Source organism: Pseudoalteromonas prydzensis, from assembly GCF_001661495.1.
Taxonomy (GTDB): domain Bacteria; phylum Pseudomonadota; class Gammaproteobacteria; order Enterobacterales; family Alteromonadaceae; genus Pseudoalteromonas; species Pseudoalteromonas prydzensis.
Genome location: NZ_BDDT01000011.1, coordinates 36,820 through 54,038, shown reverse-complemented (window position 1 = coordinate 54,038; position 17,219 = coordinate 36,820). Strand labels below are relative to the sequence as shown.

The following is a 17,219-nucleotide window of genomic DNA, read 5'->3' as shown; positions in this document are numbered from 1 at the left end:
TTTTGTTTATTTACATTTGCTCATTTAGTGAAGACACTAAATATCCATTGTTTTTTTCAGATCAAGTAACGCGACCATTTTCTCACCAACGTTAACCAACCCCGCCACAAATTCAGAGTTCTCTGAATCTGTAAAATTGGGCACTGTTTTCGCATCGTGTTCTGCGATGCTGTAAACATCCGACACAGCATCAACGACCACGCCCATAATTTTACTGTTTTGCTCAAAATAGACTTTCACCACAATCACCACAGTCAGTGGCCCATAATCAATCGCCGATAAGCCGAAACGTAACCTTAAATCTAAAATTGGCACTATCGTGCCACGTAGATTAATGACCCCTTTGAGATAATCAGGGGCATTGGGAATTTCAGTGATTTCTTCCCAGCTACGAATTTCTTGAACCGTTAAAATATCAACGCCATATTCTTCATCAGCCATAAAAAAGGTTAAAAACTGCTTAACTCCTTGCGCCTGTTCTAGCATTATTTTGCTATCTACTTCACTATGCGCAGAGATCATGACGCCTCCAAACTTGCTTTCGATTCAATAATTAGCTCTTGGCTTCCTGGTTTTCTAAGCCCTGATAATTTAATTAAGCCACTAATATCGACAATCAAGGATACTCGCCCATCCCCTAAAATAGTCGCACCGGAAACACCATCTACTTTTTGGTAATTTGCTTCTAAACTTTTGATCACCACTTGTTGTTGCGATAGTAAATCATCAACTAATAAACCTATTTTTTGATTGTCGCTTTCGACCACCACCAACAACGTTTTATCGAGCGTTTCTATTGCCCCTTGATGATTAAAAATAGTGTATAAACGTAAGATCGGGATATATTCATCTCGTAGCCTAAGCACATCTAAGTCTTTGCCTACTCGACTCACCTTACTGATATCAATCTGCAAGGACTCAACAATGGAAATGAGTGGAATAATATAGGTGTGCTTCGCAACTCGAACTAACTGGCCATCTAAAATAGCCAATGTTAGAGGTAGTCTTATGGTAAATGTAGAGCCAACACCGGCGGCAGATGACACCTCAACAGAACCATTAAGTGATTGGATATTACGTCTAACTACATCCATCCCCACACCGCGCCCTGAAATATCGCTCACCTCATCTGCGGTTGAAAAACCAGGCATAAATATCAACTCATTAATTTCATCAGCATCGAGTTCGTCTGCTTCAGTTACTAACCCATTAGCAATGGCTTTTTTCTTTATTTTTTCGGTATTCAGACCTTGCCCGTCATCCATGATTTCGATAACAATATTGCCACCTTGATGAAACGCATTAAGGGTTACCTTACCAACTGGATCTTTACCAGCAGCAATGCGCTGCTCAACGGTCTCTAAACCATGATCTAGAGAGTTTCGCACTAAGTGCACCATAGGATCTGAGATTTTTTCCATCACAGTTTTATCAAGTTCGGTCTGCTCTCCGAGCAGTTTTAACTCAACTTGTTTATTCAACTTTTGCGATATATCTCTTACCAAACGCGGGAATCGGCTAAATACGAAGCTAATCGGTAACATGCGAATACGCATTACACTTTCTTGTAAATCTCGGGTATTGTGTGCTAATTGCGCTAAACCTTCTTGCAAAGAAGCAATAGTCGTTTCGGTTATCTCTTGTTCGCCAATTTGGCTCAACATGGCTTGAGTTATCACCAGCTCACCCACCATATTGATTAATGAATCAACCTTATCGATACCCACCCTAATTGAAGTTGATTCCGCTGCGGCAGGTGTCGTTACTTTGGCTGTAGCTGCTTTTTTACTCGGATTAACCGCGACAACTTCTGCAACCTCAGCAACTTCAGGGCTTGATTCGATATTTTCTACAGCGGGTTCCTCTATCGTAGCCTGCTGTTGTTCTGCAAATAAGCCTCCACAGAGCGTGATACTGATATCTGCATCATCTTCAACCCACTCAAAAATTTCTCGAATTGCGCTTTCGTCTTTTACTGTATTTAAAAAGAATCGCCATGATAAAAAGCAATCATCGGCACTTAAGTCCGTAATATCAGGGAGCTCATTATGAAAAGCCAGCGTCTCTAAATCGCCCAGTTCAGCAAGCTCGCTGATCATATACAAGGGCTCGTTACCGGTTTTAAATAAGTGGTGATGGGGCTTAAAGTCAATTTGATAGGTATTAAATTCAGGTTGCGCTGGTTGCTTTTCTGCCGCAACTTTAGTGGCACCGCTTTGGTTTACCCCTAAAATTTCTTCAAATTTAATTCTCAGAGCAATCGCGTCTTCTAAATTAGGATCTTGCTCTGCTTGCAGGGCACTGAGTAAAGCTCGTAAGCAATCAACAGCTTTAAGTAATAAGTTAACATGCTCTGCCGTAAGTTCTCGTTTACCCTCGCGTATTTGATCTAACAGGGTTTCTAGCACATGGGTAAAGTCAGATACAGAATTAAAACCAAATGTTCCACTGCCTCCTTTGATTGAGTGTGCGGCACGAAAAATAGTATTAATTGTTTCTAAATCTTCTTCGCCGGGAACTAAGTTTAATAACTCAGCTTCCATAGCATCCAAGCCTTCAAAGCTTTCTTCAAAGAACACTTCAAAAAACTGACTTAAATCTATACTCATACCCCGTCTCCCAAATTAGCGAATTACTTTTTTTAATACCGCTAATAACTGCTCAGGATTAAAAGGTTTAACTATCCAGCCCGTAGCTCCTGCCGCCTTGCCTTCTACTTTTTTGTCCATTCCTGATTCGGTAGTTAACATTAGCAATGGGGTAAATTTATAGTTGGGTAAGGTTCTCAGCTCTCGGATCAAAGTAATGCCATCCATTACTGGCATATTGACGTCGGATATAACAGCATCAAAACCTTGCTGTTTAGCTATATTAAGTGCTTCACTGCCATCTTTAGCTTCAGTAACATCAAAGCCCGCTTTTTTAAGTGTAAACCCCACCATTTGACGCATCGACGCAGAATCATCTACGGCTAAAATTCTTTTCATACGAACCCCTTATTCTGCATTCTCAAGTATTAAATATTCACTTAGACCTAAGCGATTAATGGCATTTTTTAAAGGCTCACTTTGCCCAACCCAAATAATTTTATGCTGTACACATAACAAATGTTTCTGCAAAGCGCACAATAGTTGAATTGAAGCGGTGTCTGCGCGTGCAACCTCACTTATATCTAGGCACACATCATCATTGCTATGTAATTCTTGTAATAAATCTTGGTGTAAATTTTCAACTTGGGTGATTGCTAATTCAGCGGGAAGCTTCAACATATTCTTAGCACTTTCCATGTTTAACCAATTCATAACAAAAGCTTAGACTGAGTTAGTAAAAATGCCATAAATGCGTTGAAAAAAGAGCAAATTTATTTATAGAGGATAAAAGAAAAGCAAAAAAAGGGGGCTAACGCCCCGCTATATTCTTCGAAAATACATGTTCTGGCTGAGTTATTGGTAATAATCGGCGATCTGCTTAAATTCTGTGATTAATAATTTAGCATTAATTAATGGCACACTGCCTTGTTTAAATTCAGGTTTAAATATCGCTCTTACCGCCCCTTGTGGATCAACCATTGCAATTGAAGCACTGTGGTCAACGGCATATTCAGGCTCATCACTGTTGCTAATGGCGTAAATGAGTCCCAGCTCTCGAACCAGTGGGAATAAGTCTTTATGCTCTCCCGAAACGGCTAAGAAATCAGGGTTAAAATAATCAATATAGGCTTTGCGTTTAGCTGTGGTATCGCGCTTGGGATCAACCGCTAAAAACCAGATTTGCAGGGGGTAATCAGCGTGTAATGCGTTATAAACACTCTTTAGTTTAGCTAATGTCAGCGGGCAGATATCAGGGCAACTGGTATACCCTAAAAACACTAAATTCCACTGTCCGAGTAATGTTTGCTTCGTCACTGGCTGAGCATTTTGGTCCTGCAAGGAAAAGTCACTTAACGGCCGCGCTTGTTCGTATACTAAAGCCTCCACTTCAGGCATAGCGCTATCGCTGCATGCCGTTAATAACAGTAACCCCAGCGCCAACCACACTGGTCGACACTTAACTGCTAAGTTATTCATATCAGAAACCATTTATCGATAAATAAGGCGACAAAGAGTAACATTAAATGGACAATCGAAAAACGAAATAAGTCCATTGCAGTCTCGTCATTTCCTGCCAATTTTAGTTTAACTGCTTTATACGTAAACATACTATTTAGCAAAGTAGCAGCTATCAAATAGATAATTCCCGACATGCCAATCAAATAAGGCAGCACGCACACTAAGGTAAGCAATACTGAATAGGCAACTACACAGGTTTTACAAAAGTCGATACCATGAGTAACAGGTAACATAGGTATTTTGGCCCGCTCATAATCACTTTTGCGGGCAATCGCCAATGCCCAAAAATGCGGTGGAGTCCAAGTAAATATAATCATCACCAATAACCAAGGCGCGGCCGCCATTTGCCCAGTTTCAGACACCCAACCTAATAAGGGCGGCATTGCACCAGCAAGCCCACCAATCACAATATTTTGCGGTGTTGCGCGCTTTAAAAACGACGTATAAATAAACGCATAACCGACTAAAGCAAATAGGGTTAATATGGCAGTTAAAGTATTAGCCCAGATCATCAGCATTAGAAACCCACTCACTCCAATGACTGCGGCAAAACTTAATGCATGCAATTTTGATAACCGACCTTTAGCCACTGGGCGATGGCGAGTTCGTGCCATTTTGCTATCTATTTCACTGTCGACTACATGATTGATCACAGCCGCTGCCGCAGACAATAAACCAATCCCCAATAAACTAATAAATTGTACGCCAATACCGCGGCCAACATCGGGCGCCAGTGCTAAGCCGACCCAGGCAGTTAACACTAACATGGCCACTACTTTGAACTTACTAATCGCTAAATAATCATTTATTAAGCCGCTAATTTGGCGAGGTGCTAACTTTGTTATTGCTATTAATTGTGTCATAACTGCCCCTAAGTACGTGCTTTTAAGTAAAAACATAAACGAACTACCGTTAATAATAGTATGGCAGCCATTAAGTTATGCGCCAGTGCTATGCCTAGTGGAAAATGCCAATGCACAACCGCCAAGCCTAAACAAATTTGGCACAGTAGTGCGACCAATACTGCAACGCAGCACTGTTTAATTTTTCGTGAAATTGCACGGCTATAAATGCGCCACATGATCAGTGCTAACACCACACAAGTAACTAACGCCCAAATACGATGCAGTAAATGAATCGACATTCTGGCTTGTTGCGATAACACTCCATATTCATACGTGCTGTGCTCTAACGGCAATTGAAACACGCTGCTCAGTGAAAACGGCTGACCGTAGCTACACAGTGGTAATCCATTGCAATGTGGTGCAGCGTAATTAGCAGCAAGCCAGCCACCGAGCGCAATTTGCATAACCAATACAGCTAAAGCCACTAAGCTAAGTTTGAAATAACGCCGTGCAGGTGTATCACCACCATAAATGGGTTTAGCCGTCAGCCGCAGATACAGTAATGTAATCAATGATAAAATACTGAACCCACCTAGTAAGTGGCCCATTACGATTAATGGCTGCAAGTTCATAGTGACCGTCCACATCCCTAGCGCAGCTTGAAAAATAACTAAGGCAAGTAACAAAAACGGTAATTTAACGGGCATGACTGGATGCTGACGCTTTATAAAAGCAAAAATAAATAGCGCCAAAATAAGTAAGCCGAGTGTGCCGGCAAAGTAGCGATGGATCATTTCTTTCCACGCTTTGGCGGTTTCAAACATCATATCTGGATAGCTTTGCTCTACATGAGCTAAATCAGCCGCATGTTTTGGTACGGTTAAAAAGCCATAACAACCGGGCCAATCAGGACAGCCTAAACCGGCATCACTTAAGCGCGTATAGGCGCCTAAGCCAACAACCAAAATGGATAACAGAAAAGTGGCTAACACTAAGTGCTTATAATTTTTATACATAGTTAACACTCCTTTGCTCAGCTAGAACGCGAATAATTAAGTAATTTTTTTAAATCTTGAAGCAGGCCTTTTTGCGTTAATCGATTTTGTTGAGGCTCCTCATGATAGGGGTATTGCAATACCACTAAGCCCATATGATCGATTAAATATAAGCTGGCTGGTGTAAGCTCATCAATACTCGCTAGCTGCGGCCAAGCAGACGTTGTTTGCCCAGCTGCACCTAAGATAACCATATCAACCTTGCCTTGGTTTTTACCCAAAGCAACATATAAGTTATCAAGTGCAAGCAACTGCTGAGCACATGCTTGCTGACATTGCTCAGGATGGTTTAAAGCAATAGTCCATTGTTTATGTTCTGTATTTTTCCAGTCTTTAACTTTTACTTCTGTTGTTAAAAACTCACCATTATTGGTCGCTGCAGAGGGTATCCAATCTAACTTTAATGCTAAATAAGCCAGCATTAAAGGCACTAAACAGCAACCGATAAAAATTACCATAGGTTTATTTTTCATTTTAATTCCTTCTTTTACTGGCAAAAATAGCCACCACAACACATGCCAAAGCAATTAATAACCATTGCACAGCATAGCCATAATGTTTTTGTGGACTCATCACCACAGCTTGGTAATGCGGTATCCCGAGTTCATCACCAGCACCTTGACGATAGCCAATAAAATCAACCATTGCCTGCTTTGCTTGTTGAGTGAATAACTGTAAATCGATGGTTTGCACCCGCTTGGGCCAACTGTCATCCTCGAGCTTGTTTAATGAGGTGTTATCTAGGGTGAAACCACTGAGTTTACCCTGCTTGAGTTGTACATCGATTGTAATGGGTTTATTCGGTAGTTCGATAGAAGGTAACTGCTCGCGTGAAATCGGAGCTTTAACCCAACCGAGATTAATTAACAGCGGTTTATTGCTGGTTGCAGGTTTAAACAGCGTTAACACATCGTAACCAACCTGCCCTTGATAAACTTGATTATCTAACAACCAGTAGTGATCAGTGTCTATCGTGCCCGTTAAAGTCGCCTGAACGCCGGTTTTATTCCAATCACTAGGCAGTGCCTGCACTTGCGGCCATTGCATTACACCTTGCGCTTGCACGCTGGCGATATGGGCAAGTTGCTGTGTTTTAGCTTCTGCTCGTTGCAGTTGCCAATAACCTAAACGTAAACACACCAATACCACAACAATCACCACGCAAACGATGAAAATTGAGCTAAGCTTTTGTTTACGCCATAAAATTAACTGCATAAAGGTGAACCCAGTGATTATAAAAATTATTATTGTACTGTTGTTATTATTTATACTTTTTAACTTGTTTAGAGCATTATTTATTATGGTTTCAGGTCGAGATAATGGGCGGCCAATGTCACACTATTTAGGCCGCCGCGTGTTGTTTTCTGTAGTGGTGCTCGTTGTTGTTATTGCGGCGCTGAAGTTAGGATACATCTCCCCTAATGCCAACCCTACAACACATATACAAACACAAACAAACATAGCCACACCACATCAACAAAGTGCCAGTACCAAGCAGCTGCTTGAAAAGCAAAGTGTTTATCTGGGCTAAAGTGACCTTTTAAAATGCGGATAAGCATGACTAGTAGTAAAATGGTCCCTAAAGTTACATGCATACCGTGAAAGCCAGTTAATAAGAAGAACGTATTGCCATATACTCCGGCATCTAGGGTCAGCCCCAAATCTTGGTAGGCATGCATATACTCTAAAACTTGCAGCCCTAAAAAAACCACGCCTAGTGCTATTGTCAGTGCCATAAATACTTTTAATGGCCCACGCTTATTATTCTCCATCGCGACATGAGCAAAATGTAAAGTCACCGATGAGGCAAGTAGGATTAATGTGTTTATTAATGGTAAACCTTGCCAACCCATGGCTTGCGTAGTGCCCCCGCCTGGAGTTGTGACTAACGGCCACATTGCTTCAAAGGTTGGCCATAAAACTTCGTTGGTCATGGCGTTATTACCCGCGCCACCAAGCCAAGGTACAGAAATCATTCGCGCATAAAACAAGGCGCCAAAAAAGGCCATAAAAAACATCACTTCAGAGAAAATAAACCAGCTCATGCCTTGGCGGAACGAGCGATCCATTTGTGCTGAATATAACCCTTGGTCAGACTCTTCAATGACATTTTTAAACCAACGAAATAGCATATATATCAGTACGCCAATTCCAGCATACAACAAATAATGACCCGCACCACCGCCACTACGTGCTTGCATAACTGTAAGGCCTGCGCCTACAGCAATAAAAAACATTGCAAACGCGCCAACTATTGGCCATGGGCTTTGTGCCGGCACGTAGTATTTTTCGTATTTTTGATTCATCTCACTTGCTCCTAATTACTAGCCACTAACTGACTACTAATATCAAACACGGTATAAGATAAAGTCAGCTCTTCTACATCGTCTGGTAATTCTGTATCGACGTAAAAAAGTAATTTGAACTCTACCTCTTCACCGGCTTTCAATGGCTGTTGATCAAAACAAAAACAGGCCATTTTATGTAAATATTTGGCTGCTTTGCCCGGCGACACTGAAGGTACCGCCTGCATAACTTTATCTTCATTGCTGAGGTTTTTTGCTTTAAACAGTACCTCGCGCATTGCTCCGGGTTGCACTGAAACACTGTATTCAGCTGATTGCACCGCAAACGGTGCACCACTTTGTGCATGGGTAGTAAAACTCACATCCACCTCGCGTGTTTCATTAATGCTGGTGCTTTGCTTTGCTTGCTCTAAGGATGGTTTGCCATTAAGTCCTGTTACATCACAAAAGACGTCATAGAGCGGCACCAAGGCAAAGGCAAAAGCAAACATGCCTAGGCATATCAACACTAAGCGCTTAAGCAGTGGTGCGTGACTCATTACTTGATCTCCGGCGGTGTTTCAAAGGTATGATATGGCGCTGGCGAATCCACTTCCCACTCCAGCCCCTCGGCGCCATCCCACACCTTCGCTGGCACTTTATCGCCACCTCTTGCGCACTTAAATACCACTACCACAAATAACAATTGCGATAAGCCAAAGGCAAACCCACCAAGACTAATAATGGCGTTAAAGTCAGCAAATTGCAGCGCATAATCAGGGATACGACGTGGCATACCGGCAAGTCCTACAAAGTGCATCGGGAAGAACAAGACGTTCACACTCACCAAAGATAGCCAAAAATGCCATTTCGCTAAGGTGATATTAAACATATTGCCCGTCCATTTCGGCAGCCAATAATAGGCACCTGCCATGATTGAAAATACCGCGCCTGTGACTAATACATAATGAAAATGCGCCACCACAAAGTAGGTATCATGATACTGAAAATCAGCAGGGGTGATCGCCAACATCAAGCCGGAAAAACCGCCTAAGGTAAACAACACGATAAAGGCAATACTGAATAACATTGGTACTTCAAAACTAATTGACCCGCGCCACATAGTAGCTACCCAGTTAAATACTTTCACTCCCGTTGGCACCGATATAAGCATAGTTGCGTACATAAAAAACAACTCAGCAGCTACCGGCATACCCGTAGTAAACATGTGATGCGCCCAAACAATAAAGCTTAGTAAGGCAATCGAGGAGGTGGCGTATACCATGGAGGCATAACCAAATAATTTCTTACGAGAGAAAGTCGGCACTATGGTTGAGATAATACCGAAAGCTGGCAAAATCATAATATACACTTCAGGATGACCAAAGAACCAAAAGATATGTTGGAACATCACTGGATCGCCACCACCAGCGGCATCAAAAAAGCTAGTAGCAAAGTATTTATCAGTGAGTACCATAGTCACCGCACCTGCGAGCACTGGCATAACCGCAATTAATAAGAATGCGGTAATTAGCCAAGTCCAGACAAATAGCGGCAGTTTCATCCACGTCATACCTGGTGCGCGCATATTCACTATGGTCACAATCACATTAATTGCCCCCATAATTGAGCTGATACCCATAATGTGCACGGCAAACACAAATAACGCAGTGTTATCATTACTGTAAGTGGTAGAAAGCGGAGCATAGAATGTCCAGCCAAATGCAGGTCCGCCACCGGGCATAAACAATGACGCTAATAGAATTAAAAACGCAAACGGTAAAATCCAAAAACTCCAATTGTTCATTCGTGGTAATGCCATGTCTGGTGCACCAATCATCAAGGGCACCATCCAGTTTGCCAGTCCTGTAAAGGCCGGCATAACCGCACCAAACACCATGATCAAACCATGGACTGTGGTCATTTGGTTAAAAAAGTGCGGATCGACTAACTGCAGTCCCGGCTGGAACAATTCAGCGCGGATCACCATTGCCATCGCACCGCCAATTAAAAACATGGTGAGCGAAAAAATTAAATATAAACTACCTATGTCTTTGTGGTTGGTTGTATATAACCAGCGCTTAAATCCTTTTGCTGGGTGATGATGCCCATCATCATGATGTGCAGCTGTATTATCATGTTGCTGTGTTACGCTACTCATTATTTAGCCTCCGATGTTGCATCAAGCTCAGCTTGGATCTGACTCGGTTGAATAACATCACCGGTATCGTTACCCCACGCGTTTCGTTTGTAAGTAATAACCGCTGCTAACTGCTTAATTGATAACTGCTTAGCAAACGCTTGCATCGCAGTACCTGGACGACCATGTAGCACAACATCAATATGATCTTTAATATCACCAAGCACCACAGGATTACCTTTAAGCGCAGGAAACACACCTGGTAAGCCCATCCCTGTAGGTTGATGACATGCTGCACAACTGGCCATATATACTTGCTCGCCAAGTGTCATTAACTCTTCTTTCGGTAATGTTTGATCGAGTAAAGCGGCATCCGCAGCGGCTGCTTTTTGCTTCGCTTGTTTAGCATCGGCTAACCAATCAGCAAAATCTTGTTCAGATTTAGCTTCCACCACCACAGGCATAAAGCCGTGATCTTTGCCGCATAACTCAGCGCATTGCCCACGATAAATGCCTTCTTCATTTATTTTCGTCCATGTTTCATTGATGAAGCCTGGATTGGCATCTTTTTTAACTGCAAAATCAGGTACCCACCAAGAGTGGATCACATCATCTGAGGTCATTAAAAAGCGTACTTTTTTATTGATCGGTAAGACTAAAGGTTTGTCTACTTCAAGTAGGTAAGTACTTGTTTTATCCGCTTGATTAGTTATTTGTTCTTGCGGAGTCGATAAAATAGAGTAAAAAGCAACATCTTCGCCCATATACTCATAGTGCCATTTCCATTGTGACCCGGTAATTTTAATAGTCAGATCAGCCTTACTTGCATCTTCCATCGCAATCAACGTTTTAGTCGCAGGCACAGCCATTGCGATGAGAATAACAAATGGAATAGCAGTCCAAAGTATTTCAACTTTAGTGCTTTCGTGGAATTGAGCTGGAATAGCCCCTTTTGATTTGCGGTGACGAAGTAACGCCCAAAACATAGCGGCAAATACAATCACCCCGATCACACAACAAATAATGAATATAGTCATGTGTAATTGATAAACATTATTACTTATATCTGTTACGCCTTCGCGCATATTAAATCGGCTATTAGCCAACAAATGCTGCGGAAGCATAAGTAATATAAGCCACAAGGTAGTGCTCAGTTTACCCATGTGACGGCTCCTTTTGATGCTATTGCAAGATGCAAAGCGAAAAGGCGGCACTGCTTTTTTCACGCCAATTCGTTATTTTTTATTGTAACTGGTCATTAACTCAGTCTCAGAAAAGTGTTTTTGCGCAAAAAATCGCAACTTTTAAAGACAGTTGTTAACACAGTGTATTAACCAATTAGTTAAAAAACGAACAATTAGCAAGTTTTAGGAGTAATTTATTTCTCTTTTGGTGCATAAATAATAACTAAAAATCAGCGCGTTATTTTGTTATCAAGGATAGCTACAGTAGGGCAAAAGTAACGTAAAAGTAGAGTTTACGAGGGCTTGAGAGGCATAGCTAAGTATGAAATTTAGCCATTAAAGGGGTAAAAAAAATCAAAGCACCAAACTTCACCAGTTTGGTGCAAAATAGGTTTACATCCAGTCTGCGTTGCGGATCACCCCAACCGCCAACCCTTCAATATTGAAAGACTCATGCTCAAGATCGACTTCAATAGGTGCAAATTCATCATTTTCAGCATGTAAAAAAACTTTTTTACCTGCTTTTTCAAGGCGCTTTACTGTTACATCATCATCAACACGGGCAACAACCACTTGGCCATTTTCAGCAACTTGCGTGCTGTGTACTGCCAGTAAATCACCATCCATAATGCCAATATCTTTCATACTCATGCCTTGCACTCGTAATAAAAAGTCGGCTGCGGGTTTAAATAATAAGGGGTCAACTTGGCAATGGCTCTCAACATGCTGCTCTGCCAAAATTGGCTCTCCAGCAGCAACCCGACCAATTAGCGGTAAACCAAGTTGCTCAGGCTCTTCTTCTTCAACCAATTGGATACCACGGCTAGCGCCAGGCTTCATTTTAATTACGCCCTTTTTAGCCAGTGCTTTTAAATGTTCTTCCGCTGCATTAGCACTTTTAAAACCTAACGTTTGCGCAATCTCAGCACGGGTTGGCGGCATACCGGTATCTTTAATAAATACTTTTATAAGTTCGAGAATTTGAGCTTGGCGATTCGTTAATGGGCGCATACAACTGGTTTTCCATACAGTACATTTAACTGTGAGTATATACAGTTATCTGAAAATCGCAAATATTAATACTGTAAAAATGAATCCGAATAATTAAGCCCGTTTTTTCTTATAAAAATTTTGTAGTAACACTGACAAAGTTAAATGTCGGCCGTTAACTATAGGTGCTGATTACATAAATTCTTTTTTTGTAGTTAATTTTTTACAAAGCCAGCGCAATCGATGAACCTTAAATGAATATTAAATGTAAATAACTTGATAATAATTTGTTTATGTGAAAATCTGTACCTGTACTCAAATTAAATACAGAAGGATTTATAAATGAAAAAAATGACACCACTATTTTTAAGCTTATTATTTAGCGGTTACAGTTATGCTCAGGTGCCCCTCTTTGAAGCGCAGCAAAGCAACTTTGTGCAATTAAAAAGCGCACAAGCAGTCGCCCAAACTCAATTCGGGCAACCACTTTTTGAACTTAACACTGATACCGCTAGCTTCTTTTTACCTGTGCAAGGCAACGATATCGAGTTTATTAAAAGCACTGCAAGCACATCATCAACGGGTAATCTGATCTGGGTTGGTAAAAGCTTAGATGGTGATGAGATCACCTTGATAAAATCAACAAAAGGCATCTCTGGCACAGTTAAGGTAGATTCTCGTGTATATAAATTACAACCTAACAAACGCGCCGGTCATAACTTCATTGAACTTGATCCTGCTAACCAGCCCGACGAACATGCACCAGGATATCAACCGTCAAGCCCAAGTTTGTCAGTGAGTGAGCAAATATTAACAGCACAAAACTATCAAACGGCACTGGCTACAAATGCACAAAGTAATATTACTCTATTAGTTTTGTACACCGCGGCAGCTGCACAAAAATCAGCGGATATTAATAGCTTAATAGACCTTGCGATCGTTGAAACCAATCAAGGCTACCAAAACTCTGACGTAAACGCTGTAGTGAGCTTAGCGCATGTCGCCCAAGTGAATTACACTGAGGCAGCAAACTCAGCAACGGACTTAAATCGTTTAGCCGCAAAAAATGATGGTTATATGGATGAAGCACATACTTTGCGCGATCAATATGGTGCTGACGTGGTTATCTTAGTCAATGATGTAAATGGCTATTGCGGTCAAGCGAATGCAATTGGCGCAAATGCAAGCACTGCATTTGCAATGGTCGATTATGACTGTGCGACAGGCTATTACTCTTTTGGTCATGAAATTGGTCATTTGCAGGGTGCTCGCCATAATCCAGAAAATGACCCATCAACATCTCCTTATGCATTTGGCCACGGTTATCAGCACCCTCAATCGCAATGGCGCTCAGTTATGGCGTATAATTGCAATAGCAACTGCACCCGTATAAATTATTGGTCAAATCCAAACAAATCATACAACGGCGCGGTGATGGGCACTGCAACACAACATGATAATGCTCGGGTATTGAACTTAACCAACCCAACCATTGCTAACTTCAGATCAGGAACTACCACCCCACCGCCAAGTGGTAATGAGCTACAAAATAATCAGCCGATTACTGTAAACGGTGCAAAAAATAGTGAACAGCTATTTACTTTTACGGCGCCAAGCGGTACTCAGCAAGTGACTATTACAACCTCCGGTGGTACGGGCGATCTAGACTTATATGTAAAGTATAATGGTGCAGCCTCAAGCAACAACTATGACTGTCGCCCTTATAAAAATGGCAATAACGAAAGTTGTAGCGATAACCGCTCTGGTGGCTATTATATTATGGTGAAAGGTTATACTGCTTTTAGTAACGTAAGCCTTACTGCTAGTTACCAGTAAACCCTCGTCAGGTAAGCACAAGTGTGCTTACCTATTTCAGTTTAGTTAGCTTATAAACGCATTGTTAATAACAAACTCATACTATTTAAACCACTGCCAGAATCAAGCGCTGAGCCTAACCCAAACTTTAATGCGGCATGTTTATTAAACCAATATTGAGTTTGCAGTTCATAGTTGTCACTGAGGTTATCGGTATTACGGATATTGGCAATAAACCCTACTGACCAAGCTTGATTTACATAATAAATGGCCCGCCCTTGCACATAGCGATAACGTCCCGCCAATTGTTTTAACTCTAAATCCCAGCCTTGGTTATTATCAATATCAGTCCAGCGTACATACGGCGCATAAGTCCACTCTACTGACACATGCTCAGTACTTTGCTTACCGTTATTATAGTCGCTTTCAGCGCGACTATAATAAGCATTAAAACCAAGCTGAAGCTGTTCATTCATCTGCTTACCAAGCGCGGCACTGGCTAAATAATCGGTATCTTGCCAATATTTGTTATCATCTGAAATTCTTTGCAGGCTGGCTTGCATAACTAGCCCCTCAGGGCCATAAACAGCAGCATCAATATTTAAATAGCTAAAATCACCATTCGAAAACCCACCTACGGCATAGTTATTCACTCGATTTAAATAGGCTCTAAGTTCATATGGTCCAGTTTTAGGCTCAAGATCTTCAGCAAAATAGCGATAACGTGCCCCTAAAAATGATTCATCTAAACCACCCAAATCGGTAAAACCAATATCGAGTTGATGCTGTGTAGCAGCTGCCACTGGAGCCTGAACAAATACACTCGCAAGTAGCATTGCACTCAATCTATATACGCCTAACTTCATCCTTAAGCCTATTAACAAATACATAATAAAGGTACATTTTAGCTATTTTTATGATCTTAACTGTAGAAAAGTGTTTAAAAGTGTAGACTGATTTAAGAAATAATTTTATGAGGTAAAGTAATGAGTATTTGGTACCAACCGATAACCCTAGCGCAGTGCAAAGCACTTGATGAAGGAATTAATGGCCAAGGCACTTTAATGAAAACCATGGGCATTGAAATTAGTGAAATTGGCGATGACTATTTAGCAGCCACTATGCCTGCAATCCCAGCTCACCATAATCCTATGGGCATGGTACATGGCGGTGCAAACGTGGTGCTTGCCGAAACCGTAGCCAGCTATGCAGCAAACTTTGTAGTTGATTTTACGAAGTTTTATTGTGTTGGCCAAGAGATCAACGCGAACCATTTAAAAGCGTCACGCAACGGCACCTTAACGGCAATCGCAAAACCACTGCATATAGGCAAACGGACGTCAGTCTGGGAAGTAAAAATTACTAATAGTCGCGCAGAGCTATGCTGCGTATCGAGAATGACCGCAGCTGTTGTCGAGCGTAAAGGTTAACTTTCGAGTGGATAAATTGTAATTTCAATGCCCGCACCAATTGCTGAAATACGCAATAACGTATCGGCACTGAGCGCTTGATTAAAGCATTTTGGCGAAGTGCCTGATTCAAAGCCAATATCAAAGGTACGTCTTGAGCATGATAACCACTGTTTTAATGCATTGCGCGAGCAAGACTCAATCAATTCGCATAAATGGTTAATGGCTTTATCTGGCGAGGTAACGTCTTCTTTAGACTCAATACGTGCAAGTTGACGGTACTCATCTTTATCATAATGCAAAACTACAGCACTCTTTTTTAAGTCCGCAACTAGCAGACTAATATCTTGCTTTGATTCCAGTTCTAGATCTACATTTAAAAATTGAATTTCCGACATTGTTTCATTTTTACCCTGCGTTAATAACAACGCAAACTTTAACCTAATTTTACATTTATACCAAATCAACTGTGGATTTTATTATCTGCGACAATTTGCCACATTGGCAAACTCGATATAATTTATACAATAGCGCACTAATAATAATAAACAGGTAGTAGTAATGAATAAACGCATTTTCAAACATGCGCGTAAACTCCACAAGTGGCTAGGTTACCTACTAGCACTACAAATTTTCGCATGGTTGCTTGGCGGCTTAGTGATGAGCGCAATACCACTTGAAAAAGTACACGGAAAGCATTTGGCAGCACGTCAATTAGATAACCCATTTAAACAGCAAGACTACTCAGCTTCACTCGATAGCATTGTTGCGCAAATAAATGAACCGCAGCAAATAAGCTATCGTCATTTTTTAACAACCCCGACTATTGTAGTAACGTCCGCACAAGGAGAATCGAGTTTTAATGGCCGCACAGGTCAGCTATTAGCTGCGCCAACACAACAAAACATCATTGCGAATGCCAAAGCCCACCTGCTAATTGATGCAACTGTAAAACACATCACGCAACTTGACGTTGGCCCCAGAGAAGTGGGCTACAAAGCAAATTTATGGCAAGTGCAATTTGATGATCTGTGGAGCACAACTTTATATTTATCTGCACTTAATGGCCAAGTTATTACCGTTCGCAGCACAATATGGCGCATATTCGACTTTTTCTGGATGTTACATATTATGGATTACGATGAGCGTGAAGACTTTAACAATCCTTTACTGATCAGTTTTTCAGCGACTAGCGTACTGTTTTGCATCACTGGTATGCTACTTTTACTACAAAATGTACGCCTACGCCGCCGTAAGCTTTAAATTGTAGCAAGGCATTATAAGTGCCTTGCCTGTTGTATCATTGCATTTCTCTCAACATACTCCATTCAACTGATTTACCCGTTTGAATAATCACTCTAAAATAGCGCTTCCTGTAGTTCACTAA

20 protein-coding genes are annotated in these 17,219 nt (G+C 41.3%); 4 read left to right on the top strand and 16 right to left on the bottom strand.

The genetic code is table 11. The annotated features are described in order from the left end of the window. Positions 1-36: 36 nt before the first annotated feature. From A7968_RS16800 to A7968_RS16760, 9 genes are all read right to left on the bottom strand, one after another. A complete protein-coding gene (locus A7968_RS16800; protein WP_064667732.1) occupies positions 37-522 on the bottom strand; it encodes a chemotaxis protein CheW in 486 nt (161 codons plus the stop codon). Next, on the bottom strand, positions 519-2,609 hold the full coding sequence (locus A7968_RS16795) for a chemotaxis protein CheA (RefSeq protein ID WP_064667731.1): 2,091 nt from the start codon (positions 2,607-2,609) through the stop codon (positions 519-521). The genes A7968_RS16800 and A7968_RS16795 overlap by 4 nt, the downstream gene beginning before the upstream one ends. Before the next feature lie 15 nt (positions 2,610-2,624). Then, positions 2,625-2,987, bottom strand: a complete 363-nt coding sequence (locus A7968_RS16790; RefSeq protein WP_064667730.1) for a response regulator — start codon at positions 2,985-2,987, stop codon at positions 2,625-2,627. A 9-nt stretch (positions 2,988-2,996) separates the two neighbouring features. Further along, positions 2,997-3,302, bottom strand: a complete 306-nt coding sequence (locus A7968_RS16785) for an STAS domain-containing protein (protein WP_503826082.1) — start codon at positions 3,300-3,302, stop codon at positions 2,997-2,999. Between the two features lie 141 nt (positions 3,303-3,443). After that, positions 3,444-4,067: an SCO family protein gene (locus A7968_RS16780; protein ID WP_064667729.1), complete on the bottom strand. Its 624-nt coding sequence runs from the start codon at positions 4,065-4,067 to the stop codon at positions 3,444-3,446. Further along, positions 4,064-4,972, bottom strand: coding sequence for a heme o synthase (cyoE, locus tag A7968_RS16775; protein ID WP_064667799.1), 909 nt, complete (start codon positions 4,970-4,972; stop codon positions 4,064-4,066). Before cyoE ends, A7968_RS16780 begins: the two co-directional genes overlap by 4 nt. Positions 4,973-4,980: 8 nt before the next feature. Next, positions 4,981-5,970 (bottom strand): COX15/CtaA family protein, encoded by a 990-nt coding sequence (locus tag A7968_RS16770; RefSeq protein WP_064667728.1) that lies wholly within the window; start codon positions 5,968-5,970, stop codon positions 4,981-4,983. A gap of 17 nt (positions 5,971-5,987) precedes the next feature. Continuing rightward, complete coding sequence (locus A7968_RS16765; RefSeq protein WP_064667727.1) at positions 5,988-6,482, bottom strand: redox-active disulfide-containing membrane protein; 495 nt, start codon at positions 6,480-6,482, stop codon at positions 5,988-5,990. A 1-nt stretch (position 6,483) separates the two neighbouring features. After that, complete coding sequence (locus tag A7968_RS16760) at positions 6,484-7,224, bottom strand: SURF1 family protein (protein ID WP_064667726.1); 741 nt, start codon at positions 7,222-7,224, stop codon at positions 6,484-6,486. Between A7968_RS16760 and A7968_RS23755 the strand changes: the two genes are divergently transcribed. Continuing rightward, positions 7,178-7,540: a DUF2909 family protein gene (locus A7968_RS23755; RefSeq protein WP_307569908.1), complete on the top strand. Its 363-nt coding sequence runs from the start codon at positions 7,178-7,180 to the stop codon at positions 7,538-7,540. The genes A7968_RS16760 and A7968_RS23755 overlap by 47 nt on opposite strands. Here the strand turns inward: A7968_RS23755 and A7968_RS16755 are convergent. The 5 genes from A7968_RS16755 to lexA form a co-directional block, all read right to left on the bottom strand. After that, a complete protein-coding gene (locus A7968_RS16755) occupies positions 7,440-8,315 on the bottom strand; it encodes a cytochrome c oxidase subunit 3 (RefSeq protein WP_064667725.1) in 876 nt (291 codons plus the stop codon). The genes A7968_RS23755 and A7968_RS16755 overlap by 101 nt on opposite strands. A gap of 11 nt (positions 8,316-8,326) precedes the next feature. Next, positions 8,327-8,854 carry a cytochrome c oxidase assembly protein gene (locus A7968_RS16750; RefSeq protein WP_064667724.1) on the bottom strand — a complete coding sequence of 176 codons (528 nt, stop codon included), beginning with the start codon at positions 8,852-8,854 and terminating at the stop codon, positions 8,327-8,329. Further along, positions 8,854-10,455, bottom strand: coding sequence for a cytochrome c oxidase subunit I (gene ctaD, locus A7968_RS16745; protein WP_064667723.1), 1,602 nt, complete (start codon positions 10,453-10,455; stop codon positions 8,854-8,856). Before ctaD ends, A7968_RS16750 begins: the two co-directional genes overlap by 1 nt. Beyond that, positions 10,455-11,597 (bottom strand): cytochrome c oxidase subunit II, encoded by a 1,143-nt coding sequence (coxB, locus tag A7968_RS16740; RefSeq protein ID WP_064667722.1) that lies wholly within the window; start codon positions 11,595-11,597, stop codon positions 10,455-10,457. The genes ctaD and coxB overlap by 1 nt, the downstream gene beginning before the upstream one ends. A 414-nt stretch (positions 11,598-12,011) precedes the next feature. After that, positions 12,012-12,629 carry a transcriptional repressor LexA gene (gene lexA, locus A7968_RS16735; RefSeq protein WP_064667721.1) on the bottom strand — a complete coding sequence of 206 codons (618 nt, stop codon included), beginning with the start codon at positions 12,627-12,629 and terminating at the stop codon, positions 12,012-12,014. A gap of 321 nt (positions 12,630-12,950) precedes the next feature. Here lexA and A7968_RS16730 point away from each other — a divergent pair, with 321 nt between their 5' ends. Next, entirely contained in the window at positions 12,951-14,444 is a 1,494-nt protein-coding gene (locus tag A7968_RS16730) for a pre-peptidase C-terminal domain-containing protein (RefSeq protein WP_064667720.1), read from the top strand. A 50-nt stretch (positions 14,445-14,494) separates the two neighbouring features. Here A7968_RS16730 and A7968_RS16725 read toward each other — a convergent pair whose 3' ends face one another. After that, complete coding sequence (locus tag A7968_RS16725; RefSeq protein ID WP_064667719.1) at positions 14,495-15,289, bottom strand: porin family protein; 795 nt, start codon at positions 15,287-15,289, stop codon at positions 14,495-14,497. A gap of 120 nt (positions 15,290-15,409) precedes the next feature. Between A7968_RS16725 and A7968_RS16720 the strand changes: the two genes are divergently transcribed. Then, positions 15,410-15,853: a PaaI family thioesterase gene (locus tag A7968_RS16720; protein ID WP_064667718.1), complete on the top strand. Its 444-nt coding sequence runs from the start codon at positions 15,410-15,412 to the stop codon at positions 15,851-15,853. Here A7968_RS16720 and A7968_RS16715 read toward each other — a convergent pair. Then, complete coding sequence (locus A7968_RS16715) at positions 15,850-16,230, bottom strand: hypothetical protein (protein WP_064667717.1); 381 nt, start codon at positions 16,228-16,230, stop codon at positions 15,850-15,852. The genes A7968_RS16720 and A7968_RS16715 overlap by 4 nt on opposite strands. 163 nt (positions 16,231-16,393) lie before the next feature. Here A7968_RS16715 and A7968_RS16710 point away from each other — a divergent pair, with 163 nt between their 5' ends. After that, positions 16,394-17,095, top strand: a complete 702-nt coding sequence (locus A7968_RS16710) for a hypothetical protein (protein WP_064667716.1) — start codon at positions 16,394-16,396, stop codon at positions 17,093-17,095. Positions 17,096-17,219 lie beyond the last annotated feature (124 nt).